Below are 15,562 nucleotides of genomic sequence, written 5' to 3'. Positions count from 1 at the left end.
TACCATAAGGTTCGGACAAATCCGTCCAACTAGTTATAACTAGAGGGATTTGCCGTGACCTACTCCCCGCCGCCCGGCGCCCCGCAGGCCCACATCCCCGGTCCGCAGCAGCCGCCCCCGACGTACCCCCGGATCCGGCCCGGACTGTGGAAACGCTGTTTGTGGGGCGGGCTCGCGCTGTGGGTGCTGACCGCGCTCGTCACGTACGCCACGAAGAACACCACTCTGTTGCCGACGCTGATCCTGCTCGGCAGCTTTCTGGTGCCGGTGACCTTCGTACTGTGGGCGTACGAGCAGCACGGGCGGGATCTCGGGGTCGGTGTGATCCTCGGCTGCTTCCTGACCGGCGGGACGCTGGGGGTGCTCGGCGCCTCGGTGATGGAGTACTACCTGCTGCACCCCTCCCTGTGGATGTTCGTCGGCGTCGGGCTCATCGAGGAGGCGGTGAAGCTGGGCGCGCTGATGTTCGTGCTGCGCAAGCAGCCGCGGCTGCGCGGCATGCGGGCCGGGCTGGTGCTCGGTGCGACCGTCGGCTTCGGTTTCGCGGCCCTGGAGAGCGCGGGGTACGCCTTCAACGCCGCCGTCTCGACCGAGGGCATCGATCTGCGGGCCCTGCTGCAGACCGAGATCCTGCGCGGGGTGCTGGCCCCCTTCGGGCACGGGCTGTGGACGGCGATCGTGGGTGGTGTGCTGCTGTCGTACCGCCGGCCGAGCGGGCACTTCCGCTTCGCCGGGCCCGTGATCGGGACGTATGCCGGGGTCGCGCTGCTGCACGCCCTGTGGGACTCGACGCACGGGATCGCGCTGTGGCTGGTGGCGCACCTGGCGAGCACCGGTCTCGACAAGGAGCTGTTCGCGCAGGGGTACATGCCGCACCCCACCGACCAGCAGCAACACCTCTTCACCGTGTTCTCGGTCGGACTCATGGTGCTCGTGTCGTTGTTCGGTGTCGGGTGGGTGCGGTCGCTGGCGCGGCGGGACCCCTCTTGGAGAAATACCCCCTAGGGGTATAGGGTGTCGGATACGAACGTCACACACCTCGATGAGGAGAACGACATGAGCACCCAGACCGACACCCAGGGCTCCGTCACCACCGTCTACAAGGTGACCGGCATGAGCTGCGGGCACTGCGAGGGCTCCGTGTCCGGCGAGATCTCCGAGATCCCCGGGGTCACCTCGGTGAAGGCCGTCGCCTCCACCGGTGAGGTCACGGTCGTGTCCGAGGCGCCCCTGGACGAGGAGGCCGTGCGCGCGGCCGTGGACGAGGCCGGGTTCGAGCTCGCCGGCCAGGCCTGAGCCACAGCCCTTCCCGGAGTACGGACCTCGGAGTACGGACCATGACCACCACCGACACCCCGATAACGCCGGCCGCCTCCGAGGTCGAGCTCCTCATCGGCGGGATGACCTGCGCCTCCTGCGCGGCCCGCGTCGAGAAGAAGCTCAACCGGATGGACGGGGTCAGCGCCACGGTGAACTACGCCACCGAGAAGGCGAAGGTCACCTACGGCGAGGGTGTCGGGGTCGCCGATCTGATCGCGACGGTGGTGAGGACCGGGTACACGGCGGAGGAGCCGGCGCCGCCCCGGGAGGAGACCGAGGGTCCGGACGGGAAAACCGAGGACCCGGACCCCGAGCTGACGTCGCTGCGGCAGCGTCTCGTCGTGGCCGCCCTCCTCGCCGTCCCTGTCGTCCTGCTCTCGATGGTCCCGGCCCTGCAGTTCGACAACTGGCAGTGGCTGGCCCTCACCCTCGCCTCCCCCGTCGTCGTCTGGGGCGGGCTGCCCTTCCACAAGGCCGCCTGGACCAACGCCCGGCATGCCGCGGCCACCATGGACACGCTGGTCTCGGTGGGCACGCTGGCCGCGTTCGGCTGGTCCCTGTGGGCGCTGTTCTTCGGTGACGCCGGCATGGCGGGCATGAAGGACGAGTTCAGGTTCACCGTCTCGCGCGCGGACGGCGCTTCGACCATCTACCTCGAAGTCGCCGCCGGGGTCACCGTCTTCATCCTGCTCGGCCGCTATCTGGAGGCCCGTTCCAAGCGTCGCGCGGGAGCCGCGCTCCGGGCGCTGATGGAGCTGGGCGCCAAGGACGTGGCCGTGCTGCGATACGAGGAGGGCGAGCCCGGAGCGCTCTCGGTCGAGGGTGGTGGCGGGAGACGGGCGGGCGGGCGCGAGGTGCGGATCCCGGTGGGCCGGCTGGCCGTCGGGGACCGGTTCGTCGTACGGCCCGGGGAGAAGATCGCCACCGACGGCACCGTCGTCGAAGGGGCCTCCGCCGTGGACGCCGCCATGCTGACCGGGGAGTCGGTGCCGGTGGACGTGGGCGTGGGCGACCAGGTCGCCGGGGCCACGGTCAACGCCGGCGGGCGGCTCGTCGTACAGGCCACGCGCGTGGGCGCCGACACACAGCTCGCGCGGATGGCGCGGCTGGTCGAGGAGGCGCAGAACGGCAAGGCCGAGGTGCAGCGGCTCGCCGACCGGATCTCGGCCGTGTTCGTGCCGGCGGTCATCCTCGTCGCCGTCGCCACCTTCGGGGCCTGGCTGGGCGTCACCGGGGACACGGTCGCCGCGTTCACCGCGGCCGTCGCCGTGCTGATCATCGCCTGCCCGTGCGCGCTGGGGCTGGCCACGCCGACCGCGCTGATGGTCGGCACGGGGCGCGGGGCGCAGCTCGGCATCCTCATCAAGGGGCCCGAGGTGCTGGAGTCCACGCGACGGGTCGACACCGTCGTACTCGACAAGACCGGAACCGTCACCACCGGCCGTATGACCCTTCATGAGGTGTACGCCGTCGAGGGCACCGACGAGAAGCAGGTGCTGCGGCTCGCGGGCGCCCTGGAGCACGCCTCCGAGCATCCCGTCGCCCGGGCGGTCGCCTCCGGTGCGGAGGAGCAGTTCGGGGCGCTGCCGGAGGTCGAGGGGTTCGAGAACGTGCCCGGGCGGGGCGTGCGCGGGCGCGTGGAGGGCCATGACGTGGCCGTGGGGCGACTCTCCGAGAACGCAGCCGAACTGCCGCCCGATCTGGCCCGCGCCAAGGAAGCGGCCGAGAGGGGCGGGCGTACGGCCGTCGTGGTCGCCTGGGACGGGGTGGCACGGGGTGTCGTGACCGTCGCCGACGCGGTGAAGGAGACCAGTGCCGAGGCGGTGCGGGAGCTGCGGGCGCTCGGACTGACGCCGGTGCTGCTGACCGGGGACAACCGGACCGTCGCCGAGGCGGTGGCCGAGCGGGTCGGGATCGAGCGGGTGGTCGCCGAGGTGCTGCCCGAGGAGAAGGTCGACGTCGTACGGCGGCTGCAGGGCGAGGGGCGGGTCGTGGCGATGGTCGGGGACGGGGTCAACGACGCCGCCGCGCTGGCCACCGCCGATCTGGGGCTCGCCATGGGGACCGGGACCGACGCGGCGATCGAGGCGGGCGATCTGACGCTGGTGCGCGGGGATCTGCGGGTGGCCGCGGACGCCATCCGGCTGTCACGGCGGACCCTGGCCACGATCAAGGGGAACCTGGTGTGGGCCTTCGGCTACAACGTGGCCGCGCTGCCACTGGCCGCCGCGGGGCTGCTGAACCCGATGATCGCGGGCGCCGCCATGGCGTTCTCCTCCGTGTTCGTCGTGACGAACAGCCTGCGGCTGCGCGCATTCCGTTGAGAAGCCCCTCTGGAGTCCGGCGCGCCACTCACATAAGCTCTTCACAAGGCTCGCGCATCATCCTTACGCTTGGGCTCCGATCGACGTTTCGGGCCCCTTGCGCATCAAACGGACAAATGCAAGAGACGCAGATCACAGTGATGCGAACGTAACCATCGAAGGGGTTCGAAGGTCTAAGTTGGCGATGTCAGGCCGCGTCTTGGGGGGCGCATCCTGGCGTCTGAGGATGTCTTGGGGGACTTCCTCAGAGATGCGTTGCCGGGGCACGTACTTCGGGAAGCTTTGAGCGGCCCTCCCGACCGTGCGCTGTCCCGGCAGATCGCACACCAGAGCACCACCTGGCAGTACCGAAAAACGCAGTACCGAACAACTGCAGTACCGAAAGACAGCGAATTCAGGCGCTGGTCTCTCAAACGCCCGGCCGGATCCCGTGGGGGGAATCCGCACCGGGACATGGGAAGGCGCCCTGGTCGTCGGCCCGTGGGGGGACTGACGCCGGGGCGCCTTCTGCTGTCCTGTCATGCCCTGCGCCCACCCTTGAGTACGTACGAAGGCCCCGTACACGTTCACCGTGTACGGGGCCTTGTCGTTCCGGGAGCGAATCAGCGCTCTGCGGCTCGGAGTTCTGCGGTTCGGCTCAGCGCTCTTCGACCGGGACGAAGTCGCGCTCGACGACGCCGGTGTAGATCTGGCGCGGGCGGCCGATGCGGGAGCCCGGCTCCTTGATCATCTCGTGCCACTGGGCGATCCAGCCCGGAAGGCGGCCGAGGGCGAACAGGACCGTGAACATCTCGGTCGGGAAGCCCATGGCCCGGTAGATCAGGCCGGTGTAGAAGTCGACGTTGGGGTAGAGGTTGCGCGAGACGAAGTAGTCGTCCGAGAGCGCGTGCTCCTCCAGCTTCAGGGCGATGTCCAGCAGCTCGTCGGACTTGCCGAGGGCCGAGAGGACGTCGTGCGCGGCGGCCTTGATGATCTTCGCGCGCGGGTCGAAGGACTTGTACACCCGGTGGCCGAAGCCCATCAGGCGGACGCCGTCCTCCTTGTTCTTCACCTTGCGGATGAAGGAGTCGACATCGCCGCCGTTGGCCTGGATGCCCTCGAGCATCTCCAGGACGGACTGGTTGGCGCCGCCGTGCAGCGGGCCCCACAGGGCGGAGATGCCAGCGGAGATCGAGGCGAACATGTTCGCCTGGGACGAGCCCACGAGGCGGACCGTCGACGTCGAACAGTTCTGCTCGTGGTCCGCGTGCAGGATCAGCAGCTTGTCGAGCGCGGAGACGACGACCGGGTCGAGCTCGTACTCCTGCGCCGGGACCGAGAAGGTCATCCGGAGGAAGTTCTCGACGTAACCGAGGTCGTTGCGCGGGTAGACGAACGGGTGGCCGATCGACTTCTTGTACGCGTACGCCGCGATCGTCGGAAGCTTGGCGAGCAGGCGGATCGTCGAGAGGTTGCGCTGGTTCTCGTCGAACGGGTTGTGGCTGTCCTGGTAGAAGCTGGAGAGCGCGGAGACGACCGACGACAGCATCGCCATCGGGTGGGCGTCGCGCGGGAAGCCACGGTAGAAGTTCTTGACGTCCTCGTGCAGCAGGGTGTGCTGCGTGATCTCGTTCTTGAACGAGGTGAGCTCGTCGACGGTCGGCAGCTCACCGTTGATCAGCAGGTAGGCGACCTCCAGGAAAGTGGCGCGCTCGGCCAGCTGCTCGATCGGGTAGCCGCGGTAGCGGAGGATGCCCGCCTCACCGTCGAGGTAGGTGATGGCGGATTTATAGGCCGCGGTGTTGCCGTAGCCGCTGTCCAGCGTCACCAGACCGGTCTGGGCGCGGAGCTTGCCGATGTCGAAGCCCTTGTCGCCGACGGTGCTGTCGATCACCGGGTAGGTGTACTCGCCGTCGCCGTACCGCAGTACTACTGAGTTGTCGCTCACGTCTTCCCTCACCGACGTTGTGCCTCATCTTCGAGGTTGCCCTGACTGTCTCTACCATCCCCCATTTGGCGCAGGTGAGTGCACTCGGGGTCGAGCATTGGGCTGATTGGCGGCACTCAGTGCCGCCAGCTTGCCCATCCTGCCCCTCCTCGCCCGGTTCCGGAAGGGTTCTGTGACCTTCATGACTCATTTGATCGATCATTTTTTCCACTGAGTCCGAATCCACTGAGCCCGAGTCCACTGAGCCTGAAATCGAGGGCCGTGCACCGCCGCCCCGCCGACACCGTGCGTACCGCCTGACCGATCGCCTTGCGTGAACCGACGAGGACGACCAGCTTCTTGGCCCGGGTCACCGCCGTGTACAGCAGGTTCCGCTGGAGCATCATCCATGCTCCGGTGGTGACGGGGATCACGACGGCGGGATATTCACTGCCCTGCGAGCGGTGGATGGTCACCGCGTACGCATGGGCCAGTTCGTCCAGTTCGTCGAATTCGTACGGAACCTCCTCGTCCTCGTCCGTCAGCACCGTGAGTCGCTGGTCGACCGGGTCGAGTGAGGTGACGACGCCCACGGTGCCGTTGAAGACACCGTTCTTCCCTTTCTCGTAATTGTTGCGAATCTGGGTGACCTTGTCGCCGACGCGGAAGACCCGGCCGCCGAACCGCTTCTCCGCCAGATCGGGGCGGCCCGGCGTGATGGCCTGCTGCAACAGGCCGTTGAGGTTGCCGGCACCGGCGGGACCTCGGTGCATGGGGGCGAGCACCTGGACGTCCCGGCGGGGGTCGAGCCCGAATTTGGCCGGAATTCGACGGGCCGCGACATCGACCGTGAGCCGCCCCGCCTCCTCGGTGTCGTCCTCGACGAAGAGGAAGAAGTCCTTCATGCCGTCGGTGACGGGGTGCTGCCCGGAGTTGATCCGGTGCGCGTTGGTGACGACACCGGACTGCTGGGCCTGCCGGAACACGCGTGTGAGGCGGACGGCGGGGATGGGGCTGCCCTCGGCGAGCAGATCCCGCAGGACCTCCCCCGCTCCGACACTGGGGAGCTGGTCGACGTCTCCCACGAAGAGCAGATGCGCGCCCGGCGGTACGGCCTTCACCAGCTTGTTGGCGAGCAGCAGGTCCAGCATCGACGCCTCGTCGACCACCACCAGGTCGGCCTCCAGCGGACGGTCCTTGTCGTACGCCGCGTCGCCGCCGGGCTTCAGCTCCAGCAGGCGGTGGACGGTGGACGCCTCGGCGCCGGTGAGCTCGGCGAGCCGCTTGGCGGCACGCCCCGTGGGGGCGGCGAGCACGACCCTGGCCTTCTTCGCGCGGGCCAGCTCCACGATCGAGCGGACCGTGAAGGACTTGCCGCAGCCCGGGCCTCCGGTGAGGACCGCGACCTTCTCGGTGAGCGCGAGCCGGACCGCGGCCTCCTGCTCGGGGGCGAGATCGGCGCCGGTACGGCCCTTGAGCCAGCCGAGCGCCTTGTCCCAAGCCACGTCGTGGAAGCCGGGCATGCGGTCCTCTTCGGTGCGCAGGAGGCGCAACAGCTGGGCGGAGAGGGAGAGTTCGGCGCGGTGGAAGGGGACGAGGTAGATGGCGGTGACGGGTTCGCCGTGCTCCCCGGGCACTTTTTCCCGTACGACACCGGATTCGCCGGTGTCCTCGTCGGGCTCGGCGAGTTCGGCGAGGCACTCGATGACCAGGCCGGTGTCGACCTGGAGGAGCTTGACCGCGTCGGCGATCAGCCGCTCCTCGGGGAGATAGCAGTGGCCCTGGTCGGTGGACTGCGAAAGGGCGTACTGGAGACCGGCCTTGACCCGCTCCGGGCTGTCGTGCGGGATGCCGACGGACTGGGCGATCTTGTCGGCGGTGAGGAAGCCGATGCCCCAGACGTCAGAGGCGAGGCGGTAGGGCTGGTTCTTGACGACGGAGATCGAGGCGTCGCCGTACTTCTTGTAGATCCGGACCGCGATGGACGTCGACACCTCGACGGTCTGGAGGAAGAGCATGACCTCCTTGATCGCCTTCTGCTCCTCCCAGGCGTCGGCGATCTTCTTCGTCCGCTTCGGGCCGAGCCCGGGGACCTCGATGAGCCGCTTCGGCTCCTCCTCGATGATCTGCAGGGTGTCCAGGCCGAAGTGCTGGGTGATGCGGTCGGCGAAGACCGGGCCGATGCCCTTGACCAGCCCGGAGCCCAGATAGCGGCGGATGCCCTGGACGGTGGCCGGCAGGACCGTCGTGTAGTTCTCCACGGTGAACTGCTTGCCGTACTGGGGGTGGGAGCCCCAACGGCCTTCCATCCGGAGGGACTCCCCCACCTGGGCGCCGAGCAGCGCACCGACGACCGTGAGGAGGTCACCGCCGCCTCTGCCGGTGTCGACGCGGGCGACGGTGTAGCCGTTGTCCTCGTTGGCGTACGTGATCCGTTCCAGGACGCCTTCGAGGACGGCGAGTCGTCGTTCGCCCGTGGAGTTCCCCGCCTGTTGAGCCATGATCCGACGGTACCGGCGGGGTGTGACAACGGGCGGGGGTATCCACAGGCGGGGCCGACGGATACGGGGGCAGTGGTGCGGCTCAGCGGATACGGGGGCAGTGGTGCGGGGAGCGGATCACGTTCCGTATGCGGTCCCCGTCGGGCGGGGTGCACGGGGGCCGACGGGCGAGCCGGATCGCCGTCACGATCGCGGCGGTCAGGAGACTCGCCGCCAGTGCCAGGCTCGCCATGGATCAGGCCGGACCGTGCCGTCGGGCGGACCGTGCCGTCGGGCGGACCGCGCGAGCTCGCGGAACCGGTCCCACTCCGCCTTCGGGCGTGGCAGACCTCGGCGTTGCAGATACGCCATGCCGACCACGGTCGCCGGGCGGTTCGAGGAGGCGGAGGCCCGGTGTGCCGAGGCGGACGGGCCGTTCCAGCGGGTCGGGGCGCACCATGCCACCGCCCCGCGCACGCTCGGCCTGTGGACGATCCGGCTCACCCAGGGCCGGGAGGCGGAGATCGAGGCCGACGTCCGCGCGGTGCACCGGGCCGTCGGGGCCCCGGTGACGGTGGCGCCGGCGCTCGTCCTGGCCCGGTTGGGGCGGGTGGAGGAGATGCGGGCCATGGGCTTCCCCACGCGGCCGGTGGCCGACCACCTCTACGGCATGGAGCTCGACCACCGCGCCGGACTCTCCGTCCTGCTCGACGGCCGGAGCACCGCACGCCTGCTGGTCGGACACCTGCTGCCGCCGCGGGAGCAGTTCGCGGGGACGGCCGGCGGGGCCTGTGCCAGGCGTCCGCTCGCCCAGGCCCTCGGGGATCTGTACCGGTTCCTCGGCGAGGAGCGGCGCGCGGTGGAGGTGTAGGCCCCGGCCGAGCGCGTCGCCCGCGCCTGGGGTGCGCCCCACCATGCGGCGGCCGCGCGCCGGGCGGCCGGCCTGCCGCTCAACCCGTCTGCGCCTTCACGTAGTTGATCACCGTCTCGAACTCCTCCGTCGGGGAGAACTCCACGAAATCGCTGTCCTCCAGTGCCTCCGGGACATGGCCGGGGCCCCAGTAGTAGGCCTGGCCGGCCTCGTAGATCTCCGAGCCCGAGGCCGTGCGCATCCGCACCTTGCCCTTGAGCAGATAGCCCCAGTGCGGGCACTGGCAGGCGTCGTCGGGCATGCCCTTGAGGGCCGGGCCCAGATCGGCGCCCTGGGGCAGGTGGATGTAACCGACCGACATACCGCCGCCGATGGGCGCCATGCGCAGTTCGACCCCGTCGCCTTCCATCGCGACGGGGACGTCGCTTCGAGTCGCCGACGTCATGACTCCTCCGTCTCCGGCCCGCCGGGGCCTGGACGCGACACGCTGTGCTCCTTCCAGCCTGATCCGAGCCGCCGCGGAGCGCGACATCACGATCCGGTCTCGGGGTCTTGTCAACCGCCGTGTAATCGATTCCAATCCTCGGTACACGAAGTCGTGTAATCGATTCCACGAGGAGGTGGAGCGGCGATGGCGAGCATCAAGGACGTCGCTGCCGAGGCGGGGGTCTCCGTCGCCACGGTGTCACGCGTCCTGAACGACCATCCGTCGGTCAGCGAGGACGCACGCACGCGCGTGCTGGCCGCTGTCGAGGCGCTGGGCTACCGCCCGAACGCCGTCGCCCGTTCGCTGCGCACCGACCAGACCCGCACCCTCGGCCTGGTCATCAGCGACGTCATGAACCCGTACTTCACCGAGCTGGCCCGCTCCGTCGAGGAGGAGGCCCGCGCGCTGGGGTACAGCGTCATCATCGGCAACGCCGACGAGCGGCCGGACCTCCAGGACCACCACGTACGGACCCTCCTCGACCGCCGTATCGACGGCCTCCTCGTCTCCCCCACCGACGGCGGCTCCCCGCTGATGCTGGACGCCGCGCGCGCGGGGACGCCGATGGTCTTCGTCGACCGGTGGATCCCGGGCGTGGACGTGCCGGTCGTCCGGTCCGACGGGCGGGACGCCGTGCGTGACCTCGTCGCGCATCTGCACGCGCTCGGGCACCGGCGGCTCGCCATCATCGCGGGACCGGCGGCGACCACGACGGGCCGTGAGCGTGTGGAGGCCTTCAGGGAGGCCCTGCACGCGTTCGGTCTCGAACTCCCCGACGCCTACACGGGGCAGGGCGACTTCCAGGCCGAGAGCGGGCGCCGGGTCACCGAGGGCTTCCTCGATCTGCCCGAGCCGCCCGAGGTCGTCTTCGCGGCCGACAACCTGATGGCGCTCGGCGCCCTGGACGCCGTACGCGCGCGTGGGCTGCGGGTCCCGGAGGACATCGGGCTCGCCGCGTTCGACGACATCCCGTGGTTCGTGCACACCGATCCGCCGATCACCGCGGTCGCCCAGCCGACGGGCGAGCTGGGCCGGGCCGCAGTGAGGGCCCTGGTCGACCGCATCGAGGGACGGCCCCCGCAGTCCGTCACTCTTCCCGCCCGTCTCGTCGTACGCCGCTCGTGCGGCGAGCAGCCGGCTTCCCCCGAGTCGGCACCCGCACAGAACAGGAGCCAGTCGTGAGCAACCAGGACGAGTTGCTGCGCATCGAGGGCATGAGGAAGGCCTTCCCCGGCGTGGTCGCGCTCGACGGCGTCGACTTCGATCTGCGCCGCGGCGAGGTGCATGTGCTCCTCGGTGAGAACGGCGCGGGCAAGAGCACCCTCATCAAGATGCTCTCCGGCGCCTACACGCCCGACGAGGGCCGCATCCTGGCCGCCGGCGAGGAGGTGCGCATCCATGGTGCGCAGGACTCCGAGCGCCTCGGGATCGCCACCATCTACCAGGAGTTCAACCTCGTCCCCGATCTCACGGTCGCCGAGAACATCTTCCTGGGCCGCCAGCCGCGCCGCCTCGGCATGATCGACCGCAAGCGGATGGAGGCCGACGCCGAGGTGCTCCTCGCGCGCGTGGGCGTCGACGTCTCGCCCCGCACGCGGGTCCGTGAACTCGGTATCGCCCGCCTCCAGATGGTCGAGATCGCCAAGGCGCTGAGCCTGAACGCACGCGTCCTGATCATGGACGAGCCGACCGCCGTGCTCACCTCGGAGGAGGTCGAGAAGCTCTTCGCCATCGTGCGGAAGCTGCGCGAGGACGGCGTCGGGATCGTCTTCATCACCCATCACCTGGAGGAGATCGCCGCCCTCGGCGACCGGGTCACGGTCATCCGCGACGGCAGGTCCGTCGGGCAGGTGCCCGCTTCCACGCCCGAGGACGAGCTCGTACGGCTCATGGTGGGACGGTCGATCGAGCAGCAGTACCCGCGTGAAGTGCCCGAGAAGGGCGCCGCGTTGCTGTCGGTCGAGGGGCTCACCCGGGACGGTGTCTTCCACGACGTGACCTTCGAGGTGCACGCCGGTGAGGTCGTCGGGATCGCCGGTCTGGTCGGGGCGGGCCGTACCGAGGTCGTACGGGCGGTCTTCGGGGCCGACCCCTACGACAAGGGGACCGTGAAGGTCGCCGGCTCGCCCGTCGGCAAGCACGACGTCAACGCGGCCATGACCGCCGGGATCGGGCTCGTCCCCGAGGACCGCAAGGGCCAGGGGCTCGTGCTGGACGCGTCCGTCGAGGAGAACCTCGGTCTGGTGACGCTGCGTTCGGCCACGCGCGCGGGGCTCGTCGACCTCAAGGGGCAGCGGGAGGCCGCCGCCCGGATCGCCGGGCAGCTGGGCGTGCGGATGGCGGGACTCGGCCAGCACGTGAGGACGTTGTCCGGCGGCAACCAGCAGAAGGTCGTCATCGGCAAGTGGCTGCTGGCCGACACCAGGGTGCTGATCCTCGACGAGCCGACGCGCGGCATCGACGTCGGCGCGAAGGTCGAGATCTACCAGCTGATCAACGAACTCACCGCGCAGGGCGCGGCCGTGCTCATGATCTCCAGCGATCTGCCCGAGGTCCTCGGCATGAGCGACCGGGTCCTGGTCATGGCCCAGGGCCGGATCGCGGGCGAACTCCCCGCCGACGAGGCCACCCAGGACGCCGTCATGGCGCTCGCCGTCTCCACCCCCACCAGCAAGAAGGAGGCCCCCCGTGGCCACTGACACGCTCAAGAGCACGCCGGGCGCGAGTGGCGCCTCGGGGCTTCGCAGACTGCTCCTCGACAACGGCGCGCTGACCGCGCTGATCGTCCTCGTCATCGCGATGTCGGCGCTGTCCGGCGACTTCCTGACGACGGACAACCTCCTCAACGTCGGCGTCCAGGCGGCCGTGACGGCCATCCTCGCCTTCGGTGTGACCTTCGTGATCGTCTCGGCGGGCATCGACCTGTCGGTCGGCTCGGTCGCCGCCCTGTCGGCCACCGTCCTCGCCTGGAGCGCAACTTCGGAGGGCGTGCCGGTCTTCCTGGCCGTACTGCTCGCGATCGCGACCGGCATAGCGTGCGGTCTGGTCAACGGCTTCCTGATCTCGTACGGCAAACTGCCGCCGTTCATCGCGACGCTCGCCATGCTGTCGGTGGCGCGCGGTCTGTCGCTGGTGATCTCGCAGGGCTCCCCGATCGCCTTCCCGTCCTCGGTCTCGCACCTCGGTGACACGCTCGGCGGCTGGCTGCCGGTGCCCGTGCTGGTGATGGTCGGCATGGGGCTCATCACGGCGTTCGTGCTGGGGCGGACGTACATCGGGCGTTCGATGTACGCGATCGGCGGCAACGAGGAGGCGGCCCGCCTCTCCGGTCTGCGGGTGAAGAAGCAGAAGCTCGCGATCTACGCCTTCTCGGGCCTGTTCGCGGCCGCCGCGGGCATCGTGCTCGCCGCCCGTCTCTCCTCCGCGCAGCCGCAGGCCGCGCAGGGTTACGAGCTGGACGCGATCGCGGCCGTCGTCATCGGCGGCGCGTCGCTGGCGGGCGGCACGGGCAAGGCGTCGGGCACGCTCATCGGCGCGCTGATCCTCGCGGTGCTGCGGAACGGCCTCAACCTCCTGTCCGTGTCCGCGTTCTGGCAGCAGGTCGTCATCGGTGTCGTCATCGCGCTGGCGGTGCTGCTCGACACGGTCCGCCGCAAGGCGGGGGCGACCCCGGTCGCGGCCGGTACGGGCGGCAACAAGGGCAAGCAGGCGGCGACCTACGTGCTGGCGGCCGTGGTCGCGGCGGCGATCGTCGGCGCCACGTCTCTGCTGCACAGCGGTTCCTCGGACGCGGGGAAGTCGCAGCGGATCGGTCTGTCGCTGTCGACCCTCAACAACCCGTTCTTCGTGTCGATCCGTTCCGGCGCGCAGGCCGAGGCGAAGAAGCTGGGCGTGGACCTGACGGTCACCGACGCGCAGAACGACGCCTCGCAGCAGGCCAACCAGCTGGAGAACTTCACCAGTTCGGGGCTCGGCACGATCATCGTCAACCCGGTGGACTCCGACGCGGTGACCCCGGCGGCGAAGGCCGTCAACAAGGCGGACATCCCGCTGGTGGCCGTCGACCGCGCGGTCAACAACGCCTCCACCGCCGCCCTGGTCGCCTCCGACAACACCACCGGCGGCAAGCTCGCCGCCAAGGCGCTCGCCGAGAAGCTGGGCGGCAAGGGCCGGATCGTGATCCTCCAGGGCATGGCCGGCACCTCCGCCAGCCGGGAGCGCGGCGCCGGTTTCGCCGAGGGGCTCAAGGCCTACCCGGGCATCGAGGTCGTCGCCAAGCAGCCCGCCGACTGGGACCGCACCAAGGGCCTGGACGTCATGACCAACCTGCTCCAGGCCAACCCCGGCATCTCCGGTGTCTTCGCGGAGAACGACGAGATGGCGCTCGGCGCGATCAAGGCGCTGGGTTCCAAGGCCGGGAAGTCGGTCCAGGTCATCGGTTTCGACGGAACCGATGACGGTCTGAAGGCCGTCAAGGCAGGCACGCTGTACGCGTCCGTGGCGCAGCAGCCGTCCGAACTCGGCAGGATCGCCGTGCAGAACGCGGTGAAGGCCGCGAAGGGCGAGAAGGTCGCGAAGTCGGTCATGGTGCCGGTGAAGGTGGTCACGGCGCAGAACGTGGCCGGGTTCACGGGCTGAGGCCGGCGGGCCGAGACCGCAAGGCGGGCGGGTCCTCCTCACGGGGACCCGCCCGCCTCAAGTCACTTCACAGGGGAGCATTTTCATGTACGACTACGACCTGCTGGTCGTGGGATCCGCCAACGCCGACCTGGTGATCGGCGTCGAGCGCCGGCCGGGCGCCGGGGAGACCGTGCTCGGCACCGACCTCGCCGTCCACCCGGGCGGCAAGGGCGCCAACCAGGCCGTCGCGGCCGCCCGCCTCGGCGCCCGTACGGCCCTGCTGGCCCGCGTCGGCGACGACGCGTACGGCCGGCTGCTGCTGGACTCGCAGCGCTCGGCCGGGGTCGACACGGTGGGCGTGCTGGTGGGCGGGGCGCCGACGGGGGTCGCGCTGATCACCGTGGACCCGTCCGGCGACAACAGCATCGTGGTGTCGCCGGGTGCGAACGGCCGGCTGACGCCGGAGGACGTCCGTGCCGCGGGCAGCCTGTTCCACGCCTCCCACGTCGTCTCCGTCCAGCTGGAGATCCCGCTGGAGACGGTCCTGGAGGTCGTACGGAGTCTCGCCCCCGACAGCCGTTTCGTACTGAACCCGTCGCCGCCGCGGCCGCTGCCGACCGAGGTGCTGGCCGCGTGCGATCCGCTGATCGTCAACGAGCACGAGGCGAAGGTGATCCTCGGTGACGCGGCGGTGGGTGACTCGCCCGAGGACTGGGCGCGGATCCTGCTCGCGAAGGGACCGCGCTCGGTGGTCGTGACGCTCGGGTCGGAGGGTGCGCTGGTGGCCTCTTCCGCGGGGGTCGCGCGCGTCCCGTCCGTGAAGGTGGACGCCGTGGACACGACCGGCGCGGGCGATGCCTTCACGGCGGCGCTGGCGTACCGGCTCGGTGCCGGGGCGTCCCTGGCCGACGCGGCGGCGTACGCGGCGCGGGTCGGGGCGGCCGCGGTGACGAAGGAGGGCGCGCAGGTGTCGTTCCCGACGGCGGCGGAGGTCGACGCGCTGTGAAGAAGGCGGGAATCCTCAACCGTCATCTGTCGGGCGCGCTCGCGGAGTTGGGGCACGGGGACGGGGTGCTGGTGTGCGACGCCGGTATGCCGATACCCGTGGGCCCTCGGGTCGTCGACCTCGCCTTCCGGGCGGGGGTGCCGTCCTTCGCCGAGGTGGTGGAGGGGCTGCTGGCCGAGCTGGTGGTCGAGGGGGCGACGGCCGCGGCGGAGGTGCGGGACGCGAATCCGGGGGCGGCGGAGCTGCTGGACGGTCACTTCGGCGAGGGCGACCTGGAGTTCGTGTCGCACGAGCGGCTCAAGGAGCTGTCGGCGGGCGCCCGGCTGGTCGTGAGGACGGGTGAAGCACGTCCGTACGCGAATGTGCTGCTGAGGTGCGGGGTGTTCTTCTGACCCGGGAATGATCCGGAATGCTTCGAGGGGGCCTGGTCCGTCGACCAGGCCCCCTCGGGTTTCCCCTCCGTATCAGAACCCCCGCGATCCCCCCAGATCCCCTCCCCAGAAGTCCTGATGCCAAGTACGACCCGCGAGGTGGAGGAAGGGTTGCAC

13 protein-coding genes are annotated in these 15,562 nt (G+C 70.0%); 9 read left to right on the top strand and 4 right to left on the bottom strand.

Annotated features, from left to right (window positions below):
• Positions 1–54 precede the first annotated feature (54 nt).
• Genes PH203_RS12635 through PH203_RS12625 form a run of 3 tightly spaced genes read left to right on the top strand, consistent with a single transcriptional unit; the run spans position 55 to position 3,644 of the window.
• Positions 55–1,005, top strand: a complete 951-nt coding sequence (locus tag PH203_RS12635) for a PrsW family intramembrane metalloprotease (RefSeq protein WP_289919891.1) — start codon at positions 55–57, stop codon at positions 1,003–1,005.
• A gap of 51 nt (positions 1,006–1,056) precedes the next feature.
• Entirely contained in the window at positions 1,057–1,296 is a 240-nt protein-coding gene (locus tag PH203_RS12630; protein ID WP_289919889.1) for a heavy-metal-associated domain-containing protein, read from the top strand.
• A 41-nt stretch (positions 1,297–1,337) separates the two neighbouring features.
• Positions 1,338–3,644 carry a heavy metal translocating P-type ATPase gene (locus PH203_RS12625; RefSeq protein WP_289919888.1) on the top strand — a complete coding sequence of 769 codons (2,307 nt, stop codon included), beginning with the start codon at positions 1,338–1,340 and terminating at the stop codon, positions 3,642–3,644.
• Positions 3,645–4,281: 637 nt separating this feature from the next.
• On the opposite strand, the gene PH203_RS12620 is transcribed toward PH203_RS12625, so the two are convergent.
• The 3 genes from PH203_RS12620 to PH203_RS12610 form a co-directional block, all read right to left on the bottom strand.
• Positions 4,282–5,571 carry a citrate synthase gene (locus PH203_RS12620; RefSeq protein WP_289919887.1) on the bottom strand — a complete coding sequence of 430 codons (1,290 nt, stop codon included), beginning with the start codon at positions 5,569–5,571 and terminating at the stop codon, positions 4,282–4,284.
• Positions 5,572–5,750: 179 nt separating this feature from the next.
• The gene (locus tag PH203_RS12615; protein WP_289919885.1) at positions 5,751–8,051 is read right to left on the bottom strand and encodes an ATP-dependent RecD-like DNA helicase; all 2,301 of its coding nucleotides are present in this window, start codon (positions 8,049–8,051) and stop codon (positions 5,751–5,753) included.
• 82 nt (positions 8,052–8,133) lie between these two features.
• A complete protein-coding gene (locus PH203_RS12610) occupies positions 8,134–8,283 on the bottom strand; it encodes a hypothetical protein (RefSeq protein ID WP_289919882.1) in 150 nt (49 codons plus the stop codon).
• A 117-nt stretch (positions 8,284–8,400) separates the two neighbouring features.
• Here PH203_RS12610 and PH203_RS12605 point away from each other — a divergent pair, with 117 nt between their 5' ends.
• Entirely contained in the window at positions 8,401–8,901 is a 501-nt protein-coding gene (locus PH203_RS12605) for a hypothetical protein (RefSeq protein WP_289919879.1), read from the top strand.
• A 79-nt stretch (positions 8,902–8,980) separates the two neighbouring features.
• Here PH203_RS12605 and PH203_RS12600 read toward each other — a convergent pair whose 3' ends face one another.
• The gene (locus PH203_RS12600; RefSeq protein WP_289919877.1) at positions 8,981–9,346 is read right to left on the bottom strand and encodes a hypothetical protein; all 366 of its coding nucleotides are present in this window, start codon (positions 9,344–9,346) and stop codon (positions 8,981–8,983) included.
• A gap of 186 nt (positions 9,347–9,532) precedes the next feature.
• On the opposite strand from PH203_RS12600, the gene PH203_RS12595 reads away from it, so the two are divergent.
• The 5 genes from PH203_RS12595 (at position 9,533) to rbsD (ending at position 15,406) form a co-directional block, all read left to right on the top strand.
• Entirely contained in the window at positions 9,533–10,570 is a 1,038-nt protein-coding gene (locus PH203_RS12595) for a LacI family DNA-binding transcriptional regulator (protein WP_289919875.1), read from the top strand.
• Positions 10,567–12,087 carry a sugar ABC transporter ATP-binding protein gene (locus tag PH203_RS12590; RefSeq protein ID WP_289919874.1) on the top strand — a complete coding sequence of 507 codons (1,521 nt, stop codon included), beginning with the start codon at positions 10,567–10,569 and terminating at the stop codon, positions 12,085–12,087. Before PH203_RS12595 ends, PH203_RS12590 begins: the two co-directional genes overlap by 4 nt.
• Positions 12,077–14,026 carry a substrate-binding domain-containing protein gene (locus PH203_RS12585; protein WP_289919871.1) on the top strand — a complete coding sequence of 650 codons (1,950 nt, stop codon included), beginning with the start codon at positions 12,077–12,079 and terminating at the stop codon, positions 14,024–14,026. Before PH203_RS12590 ends, PH203_RS12585 begins: the two co-directional genes overlap by 11 nt.
• Positions 14,027–14,111: 85 nt before the next feature.
• Positions 14,112–15,014, top strand: coding sequence for a ribokinase (locus PH203_RS12580; protein WP_289919868.1), 903 nt, complete (start codon positions 14,112–14,114; stop codon positions 15,012–15,014).
• Positions 15,011–15,406 carry a D-ribose pyranase gene (rbsD, locus tag PH203_RS12575; RefSeq protein WP_289919866.1) on the top strand — a complete coding sequence of 132 codons (396 nt, stop codon included), beginning with the start codon at positions 15,011–15,013 and terminating at the stop codon, positions 15,404–15,406. The genes PH203_RS12580 and rbsD overlap by 4 nt, the downstream gene beginning before the upstream one ends.
• The last annotated feature ends 156 nt before the right edge of the window (positions 15,407–15,562 follow it).

The sequence above is a fragment of the Streptomyces sp. S.PB5 genome (assembly GCF_030403745.1).
Taxonomy (GTDB): Bacteria; Actinomycetota; Actinomycetes; order Streptomycetales; family Streptomycetaceae; genus Streptomyces.
This window is presented reverse-complemented; position numbering and strand designations above follow the sequence as displayed.

What these genes read in the sequence shown, in the direction of transcription:
- PH203_RS12580 (WP_289919868.1), top strand. Translation starts at nt 14,112, where the DNA reads ATGTACGACTACGACCTGCTGGTCGTGGGATCCGCCAACGCCGACCTG.
- PH203_RS12600 (WP_289919877.1), bottom strand. Translation starts at nt 9,346, where the DNA reads ATGACGTCGGCGACTCGAAGCGACGTCCCCGTCGCGATGGAAGGCGAC.
- PH203_RS12615 (WP_289919885.1), bottom strand. Translation starts at nt 8,051, where the DNA reads ATGGCTCAACAGGCGGGGAACTCCACGGGCGAACGACGACTCGCCGTC.
- PH203_RS12605 (WP_289919879.1), top strand. Translation starts at nt 8,401, where the DNA reads ATGCCGACCACGGTCGCCGGGCGGTTCGAGGAGGCGGAGGCCCGGTGT.
- PH203_RS12610 (WP_289919882.1), bottom strand. Translation starts at nt 8,283, where the DNA reads ATGGCGAGCCTGGCACTGGCGGCGAGTCTCCTGACCGCCGCGATCGTG.
- PH203_RS12595 (WP_289919875.1), top strand. Translation starts at nt 9,533, where the DNA reads ATGGCGAGCATCAAGGACGTCGCTGCCGAGGCGGGGGTCTCCGTCGCC.
- PH203_RS12630 (WP_289919889.1), top strand. Translation starts at nt 1,057, where the DNA reads ATGAGCACCCAGACCGACACCCAGGGCTCCGTCACCACCGTCTACAAG.
- PH203_RS12625 (WP_289919888.1), top strand. Translation starts at nt 1,338, where the DNA reads ATGACCACCACCGACACCCCGATAACGCCGGCCGCCTCCGAGGTCGAG.